Raw genomic sequence first — 17,806 nt, 5'->3', positions numbered from 1 at the left:
CCATTTCGCAGGAAACGCAAGGCAGGAAGCTTCCGCTCGGAAAGCTTCCGGGAATACCGGTCCACGGGCCGGAATGCCCGCTGAAGCGCCGTCAATTCCCGGTGCAGCGCCCTCAAAGGCCGTTGGACGACCGGGTCGATCCCTCAGAACGATACCTATCGGACGGTGCCGTCCAACCTGCTGTTCTGGTCACTTGGACGCGATGGCGGCGCGTGTCTCCGGTCGGCCTTCGTATCGTTCTCCGCCCTTGACAAGGAGGGGAAAGGAGATGTCGACGACGAGCCCGCCCTCCGGCCTGGCGTGGGCGGTGAGTGTGGCGTCGTGGGCCGAGGCGATGGCCCGTACGATCGACAGGCCGAGGCCGTGGTGGCCGTCGCCCGCGGTGCGGTGCATACGCTGGAACGGCTCGAAGAGCTGGTCGACGCGGTCCTTCGGGACCTCGGGGCCGGTGTTGGAGACGGTGAGGACGGCGCGCCGGTCGTGGCGCCGGACGGTGATGTCCACGCTGCCGTCGGGCACGTTGTAGTAGGCGGCGTTGTGGGTCAGGTTGGCGACCAGTCGCTCCAGGAGCGCGGTGTCGCCGGCGACTGTCGCCGGTTCGGTGCGGTCCGTGATCCGTACGCCGTGCCGCTGGGTCTCCGGCACTTGGGTGAGCAGCACGGACTCGATGACCTCGGCCAGGTCGACGGGCTCGGTGCGGTCCATGCCCCGTTCGCTCACGGCCAGCGTGAGGAGGGATTCCAGCAGGGCTCCCTGGTGTGTGCTGATTCGCAGCAGGCGCTCGAAGTTCTCGCGGAACGCCTCGACGGTGGCGTCGCGGTCGAGGAGGGACTCCTCCAGGAGGGCGCGTTCCACCGTGAGCGGGGTGCGCAGTTCGTGGGCGGCGTTGGCGACGAAGCGTTTGTGGGACTCCAGGGCGGCTTCGAGCCTTTCGAGGAGCCCGTCGACGCTGTCGGCGAGTTCGCTGACCTCGTCGCGGGGGCCCTCGACGGCGAGCCGCTCGTGCACGTTGCTGGCGGAGATCCGGCAGATGCCGGCGGTGAGGGTGCGCATGGGCTGGAGGACCCGGCGGGCCAGCAGCCAGCTGAGCACGACGGAGATCGCCGCCATGATGGTGAGGGCGATGCCGGACTGCACGAGGAGTTCGTGCATCTGGGCGTCGTGCATCTTGGCGGTCTGCTTGCTCAGCTGGTCGTTGAGCCAGTCGGTGACGTCCGGTGGGGCCCCGGAGCCGGGGTCGGAGCCGGGCCGGATGATCGTCTGCGGTTGTGCACCGCCCTGCGGCGCCACGTGGAAGGCGGTGACGACGTTGTGGGTGGGGCGGTTGACGAGCAGGTAGGTGATGCCGAGCAGGACGGCGCCGGAGGCGATGAACAGCAGGCCGAAGAGCATGGCGAAGCGGACCCGGGCCCGGCGGGGCATGAGGCCGCGGATCAGGGCGCGCCCCCGGACGACGGCGGCCGAGCGGCGCAGCCGGGCACGGGCACGGGTCACGAGGGTGGTCGCCATGTCAGATCCGGTAGCCCTCTCCTGGCACGGTCTGGATCACGGAGCGGTCGACGAGTTTGGTCCGCAGCCGGTTGACCGTGGCCTTGACGGTGGTGGTGCCGGGGTCGGCGACCTCGTCCCACACCTTGGCCAGGAGTTCGTCGGTGGCCACGGTGCGTCCGCGGGCCCCGAGCAGGTATTCCAGGACCCCGAACTCCTTTGCGGTGAGCGGGAGCTGGGTGCCGGCGTGGCTTGCGGTGCGGCGGGCGGGGTCGAGGCGCAGGGGGCCGCATACGAGCTCGGGCTGCCGCACCGGGTGGGCGCGGCGGCCGAGGGCGCGGGTGCGGGCGAGGAGTTCGGCCCAGGCGAAGGGCTTGGCGAGGTAGTCGTCGGCGCCGAGGCCGAGGCCCTCGACACGGTCGGCGATGGAGGCGGAGGCGGTGAGCATGAGCACCTTGGTGCGGACGCCTTCGATGGCGAGTTCGGCGCAGACCTCGTCGCCGTGTACGTCGGGGAGGTCGCGGTCGAGGATGACCACGTCGTAGTCGACCTCCAGGATGAGGTCGAGCGCGGTCCTGCCGCCGTAGGCGGTGTCGACGGCCAGGCCCTCGCGACGCAGCACTCTGGTGATCGAGTCCGCGAGCTCCGTGTGGTCTTCCACCACCAGTACTCTCATTGCTCCCCCTACGAAACACGGGTCACCGACGGCAGGGTCCCCCACGCCGGGTCACATCCGGGTTACTCCGTTCACAGGCTGGCGTACCGCCTTGCCCCTCGCAACACCGTGCGGTGGCGTCAGATCCGGTAGCCGGCGTGCGGCAGTGTCTCGATGACGGGCGGGTCCCCGAGTTTGCGGCGCAGTCGGCTGACGGTGACCTTGACGGTGTTGCTGAACGGGTCGGCGTCCCGGTCCCAGGCACGCTCCAGGAGTTCCTCGGCGGAGACGACGGCGCCGCCGGCTGCGAGCAGCACCTCCAGGACGGCCATCTCCTTCGGTGACAGGTCGAGTCGGCGTCCGCCGCGCAGTGCGGTACGGCGGGCGGGGTCGAGTTCGATGTCGCCGCGGGTGAGGACCGGGGGCACGGCGGGCTGGTCGCGTCTGTCCAGGGCCTGGACGCGGGCGATGAGTTCGGCGAAGGAGAAGGGCTTGGCGAGGTAGTCGTCGGCACCGAGGCCGAGGCCCTCGACACGGTCGGCGAGGGTGCCGGAGGCGGTGAGCATCAGGACGCGGGACGGGCAGCCCTGCTCGACGAGGGCACGGCAGATGTCGTCGCCGTGCACGAGCGGCAGGTCGCGGTCCAGAACGACGACGTCGTACGCGCCGCTGGCGGCCCGGGTGAGTCCCTGCTCGCCGTCGTGCGCGAGTTCGACGTCCATGGCGTGCCGGCGCAGCCCCCTGGCAAGGCTCTCCGCGAGATCCCGGTGGTCCTCCACGATCAGTACGCGCATGTCCCCACCTTGGCAGCCGGAGGATCACACGGCGGTAACAGGGTCCGCGGGTGGCCGGTAACGGCCGTCCAGCCACGCGGAGTTGGCCATTCCGCCGCACGTAAACAGTTGGTCTAGTCCTCTTGACGGAGAGTCTGACCGGTTGTTTGGTATATACCAAAGCCTCCACGCCCCCTCCCCTCTCCACTCTCCCACGGGCCCCCGAAAGGGGTTTTCTGTCATGCGCCTGGCAAGATTCGCGGCCTCTGCCTGTGCCCTCGCACTCGCGGCCACCGGCGTCACCATCGCCCTGGCCCCCGCCGGCAGCGCCGCGGGGAGCAGCGTCTACTCCGTCGCTCCCTACGTCGACATGTCGAACGGTCAGGAAGGACTGCTCGACACCGCCATCACCGGACACGGGCTCAAGGCCTACACGGCGGCCTTCGTCCTCGGCGAAGGCTGCACCCAGATCTGGGGCGACACGCTCCCCATAGGCAACGACTCCTACACCGACCCCGAGATCGCCAGGGCGAAGTCCGAGGGCGCCTCCGTCATCATCTCCTCCGGCGGGGCGAGCGGTGAGCCGCTCGCCTGGACCTGCTCCACCCAGAGCAGCATCGACGCCGGATACCAGGCCATCATCAACGACTACGGCGTCACCCAGCTCGACTTCGACGTCGAGGGCGCCGCCATCGCGGACACCGCCGCCGCGGCCCGTCAGATGCAGGCGATGAAGGACCTCAAGGCGTCCAACCCGAACCTGAAGTTCTCCATGACCCTGCCGGTGCTGACGAGCGGGCTGACCGGCGACGGCGTCAACATCATCAAGGCCGCCAAGACCGCGGGCATCAAGATCGACGTGGTCAACATCATGGCCATGGACTACTACGCGGGCACCGGCACCGAGATGGGCCAGGCCGCGGTCTCCGCGGCCAAGGCCACGCTGGCGCAGATGCAGTCCGTCGACTCCGGCTACACCTACGCCAACCTCGGCATCACCCCGATGATCGGCAAGAACGACGACGGGTCCACCTTCACGCTCGCGGACGCCCAGACGGTGGAGAGCTTCGCCGCGCAGAACAGTGTCGGGCGGCTGTCGTTCTGGTCGGCCAACCGGGACCAGCCGTGCAGCGGAAGCGCCAACTCGCTGTCCACGTGCAGTGAGATCAGCCAGAACCCGCTCGCCTTCACCGACGCGTTCGTGCCCTACGAGGGCTCGGGCAGCGGCGGAGGCACCACCACCGACTTCTCCCTGTCGCTGTCGCCGGGTTCCGCCTCGGTCGCCCAGGGCGGTTCGGCGACCGCGACCGTCGCCACGGCCGTCACCTCCGGCAGCGCCGAGTCGGTCAGCCTCGCCGCCTCCGGCGCACCCTCCGGTGTCAGCGTCTCCTTCAGCCCCACATCCGTGACGTCCGGTGGCAGTTCGACGCTGACGGCGACGGTCGGCTCGTCCGTGGGCGCGGGCACCTACCCGATCACCGTCACCGGTACCGCCGCCACCGGCAGCCACAGCGCGACCTACTCGCTCACGGTCACGTCTTCCGGCAGCGGTGGGGGCGGCGGCGGAGGCTCGCTGACCAACGCGGGCTTCGAGACCGGCAGTCTGAGCCCGTGGACCTGCACGGGCGGCAGCTCGGTGGTCTCCAGCCCGGTCCACAGCGGCAGCCACAGCCTGCAGGTCACGCCGAGTTCCAGCAGCACCGGCGAATGCGACCAGACCGTCACCCTGTCCGCCAACCACACCTACACCCTCACCGCCTGGGTGCAGGGCCCGTACGCCTACCTCGGGGTCAGCGGCGGCGCCACCGCGAGCACCTGGTCCAACAGCAGCAGCTGGAACCAGCTCACGGTCAGCTTCACCACCGGCAGCAGCGGAACGGTCACCGTCTACACCCACGGCTGGTACGGCCAGTCCAACGTCAACGCGGACGACTTCACCCTGAGCTGAGTGCGGGCACATTGATGAGGGGGCCGGTTCCCCGGGCGTGTGCCCGGGGAACCGGCCCCCTCGTCCGTGCTGCCGTGCCGCCGTACGCCTTACTGGCCGAAGCCGTAGGCGAACAGGTGGTCGGTGCCCGAGGAGCCGGTCACCGGCAGCGTCACCGACGCCACCTGCTTGGACGGATCCAGCGGGACCTTCGTGGCGAAGACATAGGTCTTCACGCCGTCCCGGCCTCCGCTCCCGGTGTTCCGGTAGGCGGTGGTGACGGCCGTGGTGTCACCCGGCAGCGGCTTGCTCGGTCCGCCGTTGAGCGTCCAGTCCGAGAAACCGACCGTCGCCTGGGAGGTGGTGCCGTCGGTGTAGGTGACGGTCAGCGTGCCCGAGACCCCGCTGCCGTCGGTCGGCGCGTTGACCGCCGCGCCCAGCAGGCCCAGCGACGCCCCCGACGTGCCGGCCGGCATCGGGAGGGTCTGGCCGGCCATCTCCAGGTTGTCGAGCTGACCCGAGGTCACCGTCGGCCAGGTGTAGGAGATGCCGTCGACCGTGAGGGTGGAGCCGCTCGTGACGCCGGCCGCCGCCAGCGCGTTCTGCGAGTAGGCCCAGCCGCCGCCGTCGAAGCCGCCCGAGTAGGTGATGCCGTCGGCGTAGATGCCCTCGTTGGTGGCGTACGGCCACAGCGCGCCGGGCTTGGCGACGGCCACGCGGAGCGCCGCCCCGGACAGTGCCGTACCGGTGCCGTGGTCGGTGAGAGCGAAGGTGACCGGGTACGTCCCCTCGGTCGCGCCCGCCGTCACGTGGACCTTCGCCTCGGCGCTGCCCGAGGCGGGCACCGTCAGCGAGCCGGACGCGGTGTCGGGCGTGACGCCGGAGGGCGCCGTCGCCGTCCAGTCGACCGTGACGGCCTCGCTGCCGAGGTTGGTCACGTCGAGGGTGCCGTCACCGCCGGTGCCCGGCTGGAGGACCAGGCCGTTGGCGGGACCGGTCGCCGCCAGCACCCGGCCGCCGCCCGTGGTGTCCGACGGCGGCACCGCCGACGGACCCGACGCCCAGGAGGTGTTCGGCTGAGTGCCGAGCGTGTAGTCGAGCGTGCCCGCGCCCTTGAACTGCTGGAAGGTCAGCCAGGAGGCGTTCCATGCCTTGCCCTTGACGTTCAGTGACTGCACGTACGGCGCGTCGGGCGCGGCCTGCGGCGCGTCGATCTTCACCGTCTTGCCGTTCCCGAGGGTCACCTCGGCGACGGGGAACGCCGGGCTGCCGAGCACCAGGGTGTCCGTGCCCGGGGTCTCCGGGTACATGCCGAGCTCGGACCAGACGTACCAGGAGCTCATGGCACCCAGGTCGTCGTTGCCGAAGGAGCCGACGGGAGCGTTGAAGTACAGGTTCTGCTGGGCGTCGCGGACGGCCGCCTGGGTCTTCCACGGCTGACCGGTGTAGTCGTACTCCCAGGGGATCTCCACGCTGGGCTCGTTGCTCAGGTCGGCGTCGGTGCTGCCGGGGCTGGTGATGTCGTCGAGGAGGCTGTCCAGGTAGGACGAGTACGCCTTGGTGCCGCCGCGGGCCTGGATGAGCTCCTTCAGGTTGAACGGGACCATGGGGGTGTACTGGGCGGAGGTGCCCTCCACGAAGCCGTTGGAGGTGCCGGGGGTGAAACCGGTCGCGAACTGGCCGTCCTTGTTCCTGGCCTGGAGGTAACCGGTCTGCGGGTTGAAGACGTTCATCCAGTCCTGGGCGCGGGTGGCGAACTTCTCGTAGACGGCCGTCTTGCCCAGCGACTTCGCGAAGGCGGCGAGGGCGTAGTCGGCGGAGTCGTACTCCAGTTGAGTGGAGACCGGGCCGTAGAAGTTGCAGCAGTTGTAGTCGTTCTCGTCCAGCGGGAGGTAGCCCTTGGCGTCCCGCACCGGCTCGCCGGGGCGGTCGTTGTTCGGGACGGTGGCCTCGTGCTGGAGGGCTGCCAGGGCCTTGGACGTGTCGAAGTCCGTGGCGCCGAAGGCGTACGCGTCGGTGATGATGCCGGCGGCCGGGTCACCGACCATCACATAGCTCTCGCCGTTGTTCGAGGCCCACTTGGGCAGCAGGCCGGTCTGGTCGTAGCCGTTGAGCATCGAGGTGACGACGTCGCTGGCGACCTTGGGCTCGGTCAGCGCCATCAGCTGGGTCTGGGAGCGGTAGGTGTCCCAGCCCGAGTAGTTGGCGTACTGGGCCTTCTGCCCCTTGGCCAGTTTGTGGATCTGGTTGTCCATGCCCATGTACTGGCCGTTGTCGTCCGAGAAGACGTTCGGGTGCAGCAGGGCGTGGTAGAGCGCGGTGTAGAACTGCGTCTGCTGGTCGGCGGTTCCGCCGCCCACCTGGATCTTCTTCAGCACCGCGTTCCAGGCGTCGTGGTTGGCCTTCTCGACGGCGCCGACGTTCCAGTTCTTGATCTCCGTGCCGAGGTTGTCCGCCGCGTTGGCGTCACTCGTGTACGAGATGCCGACCTTCGCCGTCACCGTGGTGTTCGTCGAGGTGTCGAAGGTCAGGTACATGCCGTTCGCGCCGGTCGTGGGCGGCTGGGCGGCCTTTGCGGCCTTGGACAACCGGGACGCGGCCTTGGACAACCGGGATGCGGCACTGGCGCTGGGTGCCAGGGAGGCGGTGCCGGAGGCCTTGGCGGCGCTGCCGTGGATCGTCGGGGCCGGCTTCGCCGGGACGGTGAAGTGCTTCTCCTTCAGCGGCTTCGACGTGGACTTCTGCGGGGCCTGCTGAACCTTGCCCGCCTTCAGGGACTTGGCGTCGGGGGTGATGGTGCCGCCGACCCAGGTGCCGCTCGCGGCGAACAGCCGGTCGAACTTGATGTCGAAGTGCAGCGTGTACCGGTTGCTCGCGCCGCAGAAGTGGCCGCTGTCGATCGCGCCGCTGATCTCCTTGCTGTTCACCACCTGGACGCGGGTTCCGTCCACCTGTGTGGCGCCCCCGCTGAGCTTGAACAGCAGGTTCGCCTGCTGTCCGGCCGGGAAGGTGAAGGTGCCGAGACCGGCGCGGGTGGTGTCGGTCAGCTCGGTCTTCACCCCGTTGGCGTCGGTGACCTTGTAGGACCCGATGCCGGCCTTCTCGTCGCTGTGGCTGAAACCGACCGATGTGCTGCCGAGGTCGCCCGACAGCGCGCCGGTCACCGGCAGCACGGGCAGGTCGCCCGCGACCGGGCAGCCCGGTCCGGAGACGTGGGTGAGGCTGAAGCCGGAGAGCTTGTTGTCGGCGTACTCGTAGCCGCCGCCGTCGGGGCGGTTCGGCGTCGTGTCGGGGCCCCACTGCACCATGCCGGCCGGCATGTCGGGGCCGGGGAAGGTGTCCACCGCACCGGAGGTGCCGATGAGGGGGTTGACGAGGGACGCGGGGTCCGTCACGAGGGCCGGACTCGCCGTGCTCGCGGCCTGGGCGCTGCCGACCGTCGAGAGCGGCAGCGCTGCCATGCCCAGGACGCAGACCACGGCAAGGCGCCCGCGGAATCCTGCTCTGGTGGGGGGTGGTGCGGCTGAACGTCGGGGTCTCACCATCGGTTGCCTCCGCAGCAGTTCGTGCTTCGCACATCAGGTGTCGGCGCGCCGAGAAGCGCCGGAAAGCCAGGCGACAGGCAACGGATCGGGTCGCGCTCCCACGGCCTGACAACGTTGCCATACACGAGTGTTGAGTGAAACGCCTGCGCTTGCGGCATGTCAACGAGACCAACAGGACTTTCTGCGCGCGAAGTTCAAAGAGTGGGCCACGCCGGGATCAACGCCTGGTTTCCTTGCGGGAGTTACACCCACTCGGCAACGGCCCCGCGCGGCCCTACAGCCCCCGGGTGACGCGGCTCAGCGCGTCGGCGAGCTGTTCGCGGTGCCGGCGCAGCGCCTCGGGGGTGATGCCCTTCTCGGCCACGGCCCGGGCGAGGTCGTCGGTCGCCACCTTGAGCACGGCGCTCATGGTGGCGGCCCGCATACGGACGTCGAGCAGGTCGGCGGACCCGCCCGCACGTCCGGCGAGCACCTCGGCGAACGTCTCCTCCGCACGCTCCCGGAGCACCAGGTAGACGGCGCGCAGCGCGGGTTCGTCGTGGGTCATCCGGATCACGGTGAGCACCGCCTCGGCGTCCCCGTCGGACGACGCGTCAGGGGCGGCCCGGTAGGCGGCGCGCAGATGCTCCGTCAGATCGGCCTCGGGCGGCCAGGCGTGCAGGACCTCCTGGAAGGCCGCGACCGACTGGGTGAGCAGCGGCTCCACACAGCTTTCCTTGCTCGGGAACCAGCGCCACAGCGTGCGCTCCGAGACTCCGGCCGCCCGCGCTATCTGCCCGCCGGAGGTGGCGGCCACTCCCTGTTCGGCGAACAGCCGGACCGCGTGGCGGGAGATGTCGAGGCGCCGGCGTTGCCGTTGCCGGTCGCTCACCGGGGGCCGTCCCCGGCGGGGCGCTATCGGGCCGCTGTCCACCGTCACGTCCTCCATCGGGCGATCCAATCACGCCGGGGCCGCGGGGCGACTGGCCGAAAAGGTTATTGGCAGTCACTGACAATAAAGTGTTACGGTCGAAGTGCCGGAAGATCGCGTTCCGAGGTCCAGGAGGAGGACCATGAACGGTGCCGCCGAGCGTTCACGACTGCCCTTCGCACGGCCGAACGTGCTCGATCTCGCGCCTCTGTACGAGGTGCTGCGCCGGGAGGCGCCGATCACGCCGGTCACCACGCCGGCCGAGGATCCGGCCTGGCTGGTCACCCGTTTCGACGAGGTGCGCGAGCTCCTCGGCGACAAGCGGCTCGGCCGCTCCCATCCCGAGCCGGAACGGGCGTCCCGCATCACGACCGCCGCCGTGCAGGAGGGCCCGTCGGGCGACTACGCCACCGAGGAGGCCGACCACACCCGGATGCGCCGGCTGCTGACCCCGGCCTTCTCCGCCCGGCGCATGGTGATGCTCTCCGATCATGTACGGCACCTGGTCGACGGCTGCATCGACCGGCTGCAGGCCGAGCGGGCCGCCGCCCCGGACGGGGTGGTCGACCTGCATGCCGGGCTGGCCTTCCCGGTGCCGGTCGCCGTCATCTGCCGGCTGCTCGGTGCGCCCGAGAGCGACCGCGAACACTTCGCCGCGCTGTCGGCGCGCATGGCCGACTACGCCATCGGGGACGAAGCCGAACGGGCGCGGGACGAGTTCAACGACTACATGATCACTCTCGCCGAGGCCAAGCGCGCCCGGCCGGGCGAGGACGTCATCTCCGACCTCGTACGCGCGCAGAGCGCCGACGCGGACTTCGACTACGCCGAGATGATCAGGCTCTGCGTGGGGCTGCTGTTCGCGGGGCACGAGACCACCGTCAACCGCATCGGGCTGGGCACGCTCTTCCTGCTCACCCGCCCCGGCCAGTGGCGGGCGCTGACCGCCGACCCCGCCGGCCGGGTCAACGCCACCGTCGAGGAGATCATGCGCCTGGGCGCGCCCGGCGACCTCGGTCTGCTGCGTTACGCCCACACCGACGTCGACGTCGCCGGGGTCACCGTCCGGCGCGGCGACGCCGTGATCCTCTCCATCAACTCGGCCAACCGCGACGCGGCCGTCTACACCGACGCCGAGACGTTCGACCCCGACCGTCCGGAACGCAACCATCTCGGATTCGGCCACGGCGCGCACTTCTGCATCGGAGCGAGCCTGGCCCGCACGGAGCTGCGCATCGTCTTCACCGCCCTGGCCGAGCGCCTGCCCGGGCTGCGGCTCGCCAAGGACGTCGACGAACTCGAGGTCCGCACCACCCTCACCGGCGGGGTCAGCGAGCTGCCCGTGACCTGGTGAGGGCGGCGCACCCGTCGGGTCACCCCTCGTCGCGCAGCCGGGCCGCCAGGGAGGTCAGCGGCTCGGTCTCCTCGGTGTGCCCCAGGGCGGTGAGGCGGGACACCGCCTCGTCGAGGCGGGCCAGGGCGGGCGCGGGGCGTTCCAGGTAGAGGCCCTCCACGACGGCCGTGAGCCGGACGCACTCGGCCCACTCGCCGACGTGGTCCCTGTCGTGGGACTCGGGTTCGGGTTCGCCGAGGAGGGTGAGCGCCTTGTCCAGGGCGGTCAGGGCGGTCTCGTACTCACTGGCGTAGGCGTTGACCCGCCCGTGTTCGTAGGCCAGGGCACTGTCCAGGTCGCGGCCGCGAGACTCGTACCCCGCGGTGCGGGCCTCGTCGGCGATCCGGCCCGCGTCGGCGAGCAGCGCGAGGGCGTCGGCAAGGCCCTCGGCGCCCTGCCGCTCGGCCTGGAGGCGGGCGAGTTCGCGCAGGCAGTTGCTGAGCTGCTCGTAGCGCGGGTCCCGGGCGTGCGCGGCGAGAGCCTGGTCCGCGGCCTCGCGGGCCCGGCCGAACTCGCCGGACTCGGCCAGGAGTACGGCCGTCTCCGCGGCGATCATGGCATGGCTCCCCGGGTCGTCGTCCCAGCCCGCCGACTCGGCCGCGAGGGCGGCGAACTCCGCCGTCGCCGCCTTGAGGTCCTCCCCCGCGTGCAGCGCGCGGGCGCGGGCCAGACGCAGCTGGGCGACGAGCCGGTCGTCCAGCTCCCCGGCGGCTACGTCCGGTTCGGCCAGGAGGGAGTCGAGGAGCGCGATGCAGTCCTCGATCCGGCCCAGGTCGAGGCTGAGCTGCGCCGCGTTGCTGTAGGTGCAGAACGCGTCGAACCGGCTGCCGTGGCGCAGCTCCAGTTCCGCGGAGCGCGTCAGGTGCCGCAGTGCTTCGTCGGGGCGGCCCAGGTGCATGCAGGCCCTGGCCAGATCGCCGTGGAGGCCGGCCGTGTCGACCGTGTCGGCGGGCCATTCGGCGGCCTGGCGAACCGCCTCGGCCAGGTCCGCGTGCGCGGCCTGTGCGTCCTTGAGTCCGATTCGGATCTTGCCGCGCAGGCCGAGTGTGCGGGGCAGGTGCCAGGCCGGGCCGTGCGCCTTCAGCCGGTCGAGGAGGGCGTCGGTCTCCGTGGCCGCGGCGGGCAGATCGCCGACGATCGCGTACGAACTGGCCCGCAGCAGGTGGGCGGTGGAGACCTGCCCGGCGATGTCGTGCCGGGTGGCGAAGGCGAGCAGCAGGTCCAGCTCGGCGAAGACCGGCGCGATGTCCTCCTCGTTCCTCGACGTCTGCAGCCGCAGGCCGAGCGCGGACGTGCGCAGCCGCAGCAGCCGGGCCTCCTGGAACGGGGCCAGGCCGGGCGTCTCCTCGTGCAGACGGACGAGTGCCGCGTGGGTGGCGGTCAGCGCGGCGGCCTTCGTCTCGGCCCCCTCGGTGCCGTCGGCCTCGTCGGCCCCGTCGGCGCCCTGCGGGATGACCTGGGCGGTGGCGAGCAGGGCGCAGGCGCGGGCGAGCGCCGCGTGATCCGGCGCTCCGGCCTCGTCGTACCGGCCCGCGGCCTCCTCGTACAGAGCGGCGGACGCGTCGAACTCGTCCTTCTGGCCCGCCCGGCTCGCCTCGTCGTCCAGCAGGTCCGCGCGCAGCCGTACCAGCGGTCCCACGGCCGGGTCGTCGGGGTGGGCGTAGCCGGGGGAGGCAACGAGCGTGCGCAGCCGAGCCCAGCAGGCCGTCGCGTCCGGATGCCCCTGTTCTTCCAACTCCCGTGCCCGTGTGATGAGTTCGGGAAGGGACTCGGGGACGGCGGCGGACGCGGGAGTAGGCGCGGAGGCGGGGGCGGCTGCCGGGGTCACGTCGTCGAGGCCGCGGGTGCGCAGGGTCAGTTCGAGTGCGTCCAGGAGCGGGGCACGGTCGAGGCGGGCCCGGCGCCGGTCGGTGTGGGTCGTGGTGCCGTTGCGGGCGTCGAAGCGGGCGGCGAGGTCGTCGGCGCGGCCGCGGACCTCGGCGCGCAGGCCGGCCACCGTCCAGGTGCGGCCCGGGTATCCGGCGGCGGGCAGGTCGCCGTGGCCGAGGAGTTCGACGCGCTGGAGGAGGACCTCCACGCCGGTGAGGAAGCTGAGCAGGTCCAGCGGCGATTCGACCTCGTCGAACAGGTTCCGGTTCTCGGCGAGGAGTTCCAGGCCGCGTGCCTCGTTGCCGGTGAGCGCGCAGAACTCCAGGTGCCGGCCGACCTCGCCGGACATCGAGGGGTTGCGGCGGCAGGCGCGGTAGCCGGCCAGGTGCAGTTCGCGGGCCCGGTCGGCGCCGCCGGTGCGCAGCAGGGGGAGCAGCGCGTAGGAGACGGAGCGGGCGGGCTCCTCCTGGCAGGACTCCTTCCCGGCCAGCACGGGCTCCCAGGTGCGCAGCGCCCGCTCGTCGTCGCCCGCCGCGAGGTGGTGGCGGGCACGCTCGCAGATCTCGCAGGCCTCGCAGTCGCTGAGCCGGGTGCGGGTCCGTCCCGCCCACAGCTCGTAGGCCAGGTCGGTGTCCTCGCCGACGTGGGCGGCGAGGTGGTACGCCTGTCCGTAGTAGGGCTGGAGTCCGAGATCGGCCTTCTCGTACCGGTCGCGCATCTCGGTCAGCCACTGGCGCAGGCTCGCCAGGGGTATCTCGGGCAGGGCGAGCAGGGCGTTGGCGACCCACTTGAACCGCCAGAACAGGGTGTGCCGCAGCCGCTCGTCGAAGACGTCGGGCTGCTCGTCGAAGAGGGTGAGCACGCGGGCGAAGACGACGGGCGACTTCCTGGGCTCGGAGCCGTAGTTGTACGCCTTCTGGAGTGCGAGGAGCGCGTGGGCGAGCGGGCGGGGCTCCGCGAACTGCTCGGCGGCGTCGACGAGTTCCTCTGCGGTGACGGTGCGGGTGCGGCCGTAGGGGCGCCGGTCGTTCTCCTGGAGCGCCTGGTACAGCTCGTCCGTGTTCTGGGGATGGGGTGCGGTCGGCATCGTCAGCTGTCCTTGCGGAGGGCGTGGGCGAGGAGGTCGAGGAAGGAGCGGTTGATGAGGCTCGACTCGGCGGGCCTGAGCGGGCGGCGGGACAGCATCGCGGCCTGCCCGTAGAGGGCTTCGGCGCTGGTGCGGGCCAGTTCGGGCTCGTCGATGGTGACCGCGGTGCGGACCAGCGGGTTGAGCTGGTTCAGGATCAGCTGGGCCCGCGGGGCCTCCTGGCGCAGGTGGCCGAGGATGTCGCCCCACACGCCGCCCTGCTGTTCGCGGGCGAGCTGGGAGCGGGTGCGCTCGTGCCGGGCCTCGCGGCTGTCGAGGAGGAGGGCGGGGGCGGAGGCGGGCTGGAAGGTGCGCAGCGCGACGTCGCAGTCGAAAACGGCCAGGGCGTCGCGGGCCAGCGCGAGGTAGGCCGCGGCGGCGAGTTCCGTCTCCCGGTCGACGGGGTCGAGGTGGGCGGTGAGGGTGCCCGGGTCGAGGTCGGCGACGCTGACCTCGGGCCTGATCTCCGGCAGCCGGTGGACCAGTTCACGGTCGTAGGTGTAGCCGCCGTTGACGACGCCGAGCCCGGCGGCCGCGGCGATCGCCGCCACCTGCCGGAACTCCTCCACGCTGGCGGTCACGAGGACGGTGCGGTGGGTGCGCGCGAACTCGTCCAGGGTGGCGTGTCCGTCGGTGGTCTCGAACGGCAGCCACGGCAGCAGCATCCGCAGGATCTCGTCGTCGTGCACGGCCAGGGACTTGACGGCCAGGTGGTGGGTCTGGAGGAAGCGGCCGAGGAGGTCGGGGTCGCTGGCGGCGGTCCGGGCGATCCAGGCGCGGAGCCGTTCGGCGAGGGCGTCGCGGACCGCGGCGAGGGTGTCGTCCTCGTACAGGGACTCGCGGGACGCGGTCGGGCGCAGGCTCTCGGCGTCGAGGACGCAGCGGACGAAGAACGCCCACTCGGGCAGGATCTCCTCGGCCTGCTCGGACAGCAGCATGCCCTTGACGTGCACGCGGTGGCCGTGGCGGCGCCCGGCGGGCACCGCGTCGGGGAGCACGCAGGCGATGCCCTTGAGGCCCACTGCCGGCAGGTCGAGGTCGATGGTGTCCAGCGGGGTGAACCCGAAGACCTCCTCGCCGTACGCGGCCAGCGCGCGGGAGCGTGCGCCCGGCGTGGGGTAGGTACGCGCCCAGGGTGCGGGTTCGGGATTGACGGCCGCGCCGGGGCCGCCGGTGCCGTCGTCGAAGGTCACCGGGTGGCGCAGCAGGGAGCCGAAGTGCCGGGCCAGCGCGTGCACTTGGGCCGGTCGGGTCCACTCTCCCGCGTCGGCGCGGGGGGTGAGGGTGACGGTGGTGCCGGGGCGCGGGCGGGCGGCGGCGGGCAGGGTGCGGACGGTGTAGCTGCCGTCGCCGCGTCCCCGCCACTCCACGGCGGGGGCGTCCGGGGTACGGGCGGAACGGCTGACGACGTGGATCTCGTCGGCGACCAGGAAGCAGGAGAGCAGGCCGATGCCGAACTGGCCGATGAAGTCGGCGCGTTGCTCGGCGACCTGCTCGGCGCGCTTGCTGCTGCGGCCGATGGTGGCGAGGAAGGTGTGCACGTCGGCCTCGGTGAGACCGACGCCGTCGTCCTCCACCCGGACCACCGAACCGTCGGCGTACAGGCGGATGCCGAACGCGTCGGCGGGGGCGCCGGGTTCGAGGCCGTGCCGGGCGGTCAGCGCGTCCACCGCGTTCTGGAGGAGTTCGCGCAGGTAGACGCGGGGGCTGGAGTAGAGGTGGTGGGAGAGGAGGTCGACGAGGCCGCGCAGGTCCACCTGGAAGGTGCGGTCGGCGCCGGCCGGGCTCGCGGGGGTGTGGGGCAGAGTCATCAAGGCGTCCGGGGTGGAGTGGTCGAAGGGTGGCGGGAGAGACGTGCCGGGCGGTGTGAGAGACACCGGTGACGGCGGCCGTCGGCTCAGGCGCGGCGCCGGAAGCGGGCGTACGTCTTCTCCGGCTGCGCCATGTACGTCCAGGGCCACCGGGTGAAGGCGCCGTCCAGCTCGTGGTAGACGCGCGGGGCCACGACGCTCTCGGCGGCCAGCGCCAGGGCCATGGCGAAGATGTTGAAGTCCTCCTGCCAGCCCGGGCGCCGCTCGTAGTCGGGGTGGAGGATGCTGCGCTTGGCCAGGTCCTTCAGCTCGCCCTGGATCTCGGGGGTGTCGAGGCAGTTCTTGTCGTCCGACTCCACCCAGTCCTCGATGTGGGCCATGGCGACCGCGCAGCCGAGGCGATGGCCGTCGGGAGCGTCGGCGAACGCCTTGCGCGCGAACTCCAGGGCCTGGCCCGGCTCACCGTGCCAGCGCGGCTGGAGATGCGACACCCACTCGATGTGGGTCTCCAGGTCCAGCGGGTCGCGGCGCAGGGCGGCGTCGAGCCGCGCCTCGTTGACGGCGGTGCCCAGCGACATGCCACGGCCCGAGGTGAGCAGGCGGCGCCACGGCGTGATCCACTCCGGCCGCAGCTCGGCGGCTTCGAGCAGGTGCTCCTCGGCGATGTGGAGCCGCTCGTGGAAGATGCGCCACTGTTCCTGCGAGACGTTCGAGGCACGCGCGGAGGTGCGCGCCTCCCAGCCCCAGATGATGTGGCGCGAGCCGGATATGAGCAGGGCCGTCGCCCGGTGCTGCTCGTCCTCCTCGACGGCCCGGCCGATCCACTCCTCCAGCCCGTCCACGTCGGACAGTTCACCCAGCACCTGGTGGTCGCGGCCGAGATCGAAGTGGGCCGACGCCATCTTGACCGCGTCCCAGTCCCCCGACTCGGCGGCCACCACCAGCGCCATGACCCGGGTGTCCCCGAGGAACTGCAGCTTGTACACCCCGTTCTGCCGGCGCGATGCGGGCAGGGCATGCGGATCCGCCGCCGGTCTCTCCCCGCCTCTGCCGAACAGCTTGCCGAACATGCCGCGCCCTCCCCAGGTCCCGCGTGATCATTCCGGTGCAGCATAAGCGGCCCCACCGACATCGCCGCACAGGGTTTTCACCGGTGGCTCACGGGGGCCGGTCCCGCTCGCGCGCCCCTCCCCCGGCCTTCGACGATCAACCGAACAGCAAAGGCCTGTCAAAGGCATGGCCGCGCCGCCCCGCGCCCCACTCCAACCAGGGGGGTCTTGTCCGTACGATCAGGACCAGACCATGGGGAGATTCCGGGGAGATTCCGGGGAGGTTCCGGAGTGCTGTTCGACACCGGGAAAGTAGCTTTACGAGACGGGGAATTCGCCTCGTGGGTCCGGTCGCGACGTGCGGCGGCCCTGCTGACCCAGGAGGAACTCGCCGCACTGGCCGCCGTGTCGGTGCGCACGATACGCAACCTGGAGGCGGGGCGCGTCGGACGGGCACACACCCGGCGCCTGGTCGTCACGGCGCTGTCCGACCTGCCTCCCCAACCCCCGCCGGCCCCGGCCCCCGTCGCGGTGCCCGCCCAACTCCCGCCCGACGTGCCCGCGTTCACCGGCCGCGACACCGAACTGCGGTTCCTGGACGACCATCTGGCCGCCGCCACCGCGATCTGCCTGCTGTCCGGCCCCGCCGGAGTCGGCAAGACCGCGCTGGCCGTGCACTGGGGCCAGCGGGTCCGCGACGCCTTCCCCGACGGACAGCTCTACGCCGAGCTGCGCGGCTCCGTACCCGGCACGGGCCCGGCCACCACCGACATACTCGCGGCCTTCCTGCGCTCCCTCGGCGTACCCGGCGACGACCTGCCCCAGGCACCGGACGAACGGGCCGCCCGCTACCGCACCCTCCTCGCCGGGCGCCGTGTTCTGGTGGTGCTGGACGACATCGCGTCGGCTGACCAGATCCGGCCGCTGCTCCCCGGCACCCCGCGCTGCCCCGTGCTCGCCACCGGCCGGGGCCGCCTCGCGGACCTGGTCGCCCGGCACGGGGCGCACCGCATCGGGCTCGGCCCGCTGCCACCCGGCGACGCGCTGCGCCTGCTGCGCACCCTCGTCGGGGACCGGGTCGCCGCCGACAGCCATGGCGCCACCACCCTCGCCGAACGGTGCGGCCGGCTGCCGCTCCCGCTGCGCGCCGCCGCCGAGGCCGCCCTGACACACCCGGCGCTTCCGCTCTCCGCGGTCGACGTGGGCCTGGTGACGGCGGACGCCAGGGGGACGGGGGCGCAGGGGTGAGGTCGCGATGGG

11 protein-coding genes are annotated in these 17,806 nt (G+C 71.7%); 3 read left to right on the top strand and 8 right to left on the bottom strand.

The window, feature by feature from the left end; genetic code table 11:
- Positions 1 to 189 precede the first annotated feature (189 nt).
- The 3 genes from KVT45_RS40335 to KVT45_RS40325 form a co-directional block, all read right to left on the bottom strand.
- Positions 190 to 1,509, bottom strand: coding sequence for a HAMP domain-containing sensor histidine kinase (locus KVT45_RS40335; protein ID WP_254648064.1), 1,320 nt, complete (start codon positions 1,507 to 1,509; stop codon positions 190 to 192).
- Between the two features lies 1 nt (position 1,510).
- Complete coding sequence (locus tag KVT45_RS40330; RefSeq protein ID WP_217554344.1) at positions 1,511 to 2,164, bottom strand: response regulator transcription factor; 654 nt, start codon at positions 2,162 to 2,164, stop codon at positions 1,511 to 1,513.
- Between the two features lie 119 nt (positions 2,165 to 2,283).
- On the bottom strand, positions 2,284 to 2,937 hold the full coding sequence (locus tag KVT45_RS40325) for a response regulator transcription factor (RefSeq protein WP_217554343.1): 654 nt from the start codon (positions 2,935 to 2,937) through the stop codon (positions 2,284 to 2,286).
- A gap of 220 nt (positions 2,938 to 3,157) precedes the next feature.
- Here KVT45_RS40325 and KVT45_RS40320 point away from each other — a divergent pair, with 220 nt between their 5' ends.
- The gene (locus tag KVT45_RS40320) at positions 3,158 to 4,864 is read left to right on the top strand and encodes a carbohydrate binding domain-containing protein (protein WP_217554342.1); all 1,707 of its coding nucleotides are present in this window, start codon (positions 3,158 to 3,160) and stop codon (positions 4,862 to 4,864) included.
- An 89-nt stretch (positions 4,865 to 4,953) separates the two neighbouring features.
- On the opposite strand, the gene KVT45_RS40315 is transcribed toward KVT45_RS40320, so the two are convergent.
- Together KVT45_RS40315 and KVT45_RS40310 are read right to left on the bottom strand one after the other, a co-directional pair.
- A complete protein-coding gene (locus KVT45_RS40315; RefSeq protein ID WP_254648063.1) occupies positions 4,954 to 8,304 on the bottom strand; it encodes a lectin in 3,351 nt (1,116 codons plus the stop codon).
- 358 nt (positions 8,305 to 8,662) lie between these two features.
- Positions 8,663 to 9,316 (bottom strand): TetR/AcrR family transcriptional regulator, encoded by a 654-nt coding sequence (locus KVT45_RS40310; protein ID WP_254648062.1) that lies wholly within the window; start codon positions 9,314 to 9,316, stop codon positions 8,663 to 8,665.
- A gap of 124 nt (positions 9,317 to 9,440) precedes the next feature.
- Here KVT45_RS40310 and KVT45_RS40305 point away from each other — a divergent pair, with 124 nt between their 5' ends.
- On the top strand, positions 9,441 to 10,652 hold the full coding sequence (locus KVT45_RS40305) for a cytochrome P450 (protein WP_217554340.1): 1,212 nt from the start codon (positions 9,441 to 9,443) through the stop codon (positions 10,650 to 10,652).
- A 19-nt stretch (positions 10,653 to 10,671) separates the two neighbouring features.
- On the opposite strand, the gene KVT45_RS40300 is transcribed toward KVT45_RS40305, so the two are convergent.
- From KVT45_RS40300 to KVT45_RS40290, 3 genes are all read right to left on the bottom strand, one after another.
- Positions 10,672 to 13,647 (bottom strand): hypothetical protein, encoded by a 2,976-nt coding sequence (locus KVT45_RS40300; RefSeq protein ID WP_217554338.1) that lies wholly within the window; start codon positions 13,645 to 13,647, stop codon positions 10,672 to 10,674.
- A 2-nt stretch (positions 13,648 to 13,649) separates the two neighbouring features.
- Positions 13,650 to 15,497, bottom strand: a complete 1,848-nt coding sequence (locus tag KVT45_RS40295; RefSeq protein ID WP_217554337.1) for an HSP90 family protein — start codon at positions 15,495 to 15,497, stop codon at positions 13,650 to 13,652.
- An 86-nt stretch (positions 15,498 to 15,583) separates the two neighbouring features.
- Positions 15,584 to 16,567 (bottom strand): hypothetical protein, encoded by a 984-nt coding sequence (locus KVT45_RS40290; protein WP_217554336.1) that lies wholly within the window; start codon positions 16,565 to 16,567, stop codon positions 15,584 to 15,586.
- Positions 16,568 to 16,837: 270 nt separating this feature from the next.
- Here KVT45_RS40290 and KVT45_RS40285 point away from each other — a divergent pair, with 270 nt between their 5' ends.
- Positions 16,838 to 17,794 carry a helix-turn-helix domain-containing protein gene (locus KVT45_RS40285; protein WP_217554335.1) on the top strand — a complete coding sequence of 319 codons (957 nt, stop codon included), beginning with the start codon at positions 16,838 to 16,840 and terminating at the stop codon, positions 17,792 to 17,794.
- Positions 17,795 to 17,806: the final 12 nt, after the last annotated feature.

The organism is Streptomyces sp. GbtcB6 (genome assembly GCF_019091475.1).
Lineage (GTDB): Bacteria > Actinomycetota > Actinomycetes > Streptomycetales > Streptomycetaceae > Streptomyces > Streptomyces hyaluromycini.
The sequence above is the reverse complement of the archived record's forward strand: the minus strand, read 5'-3'. Positions and strand labels throughout refer to the sequence as shown.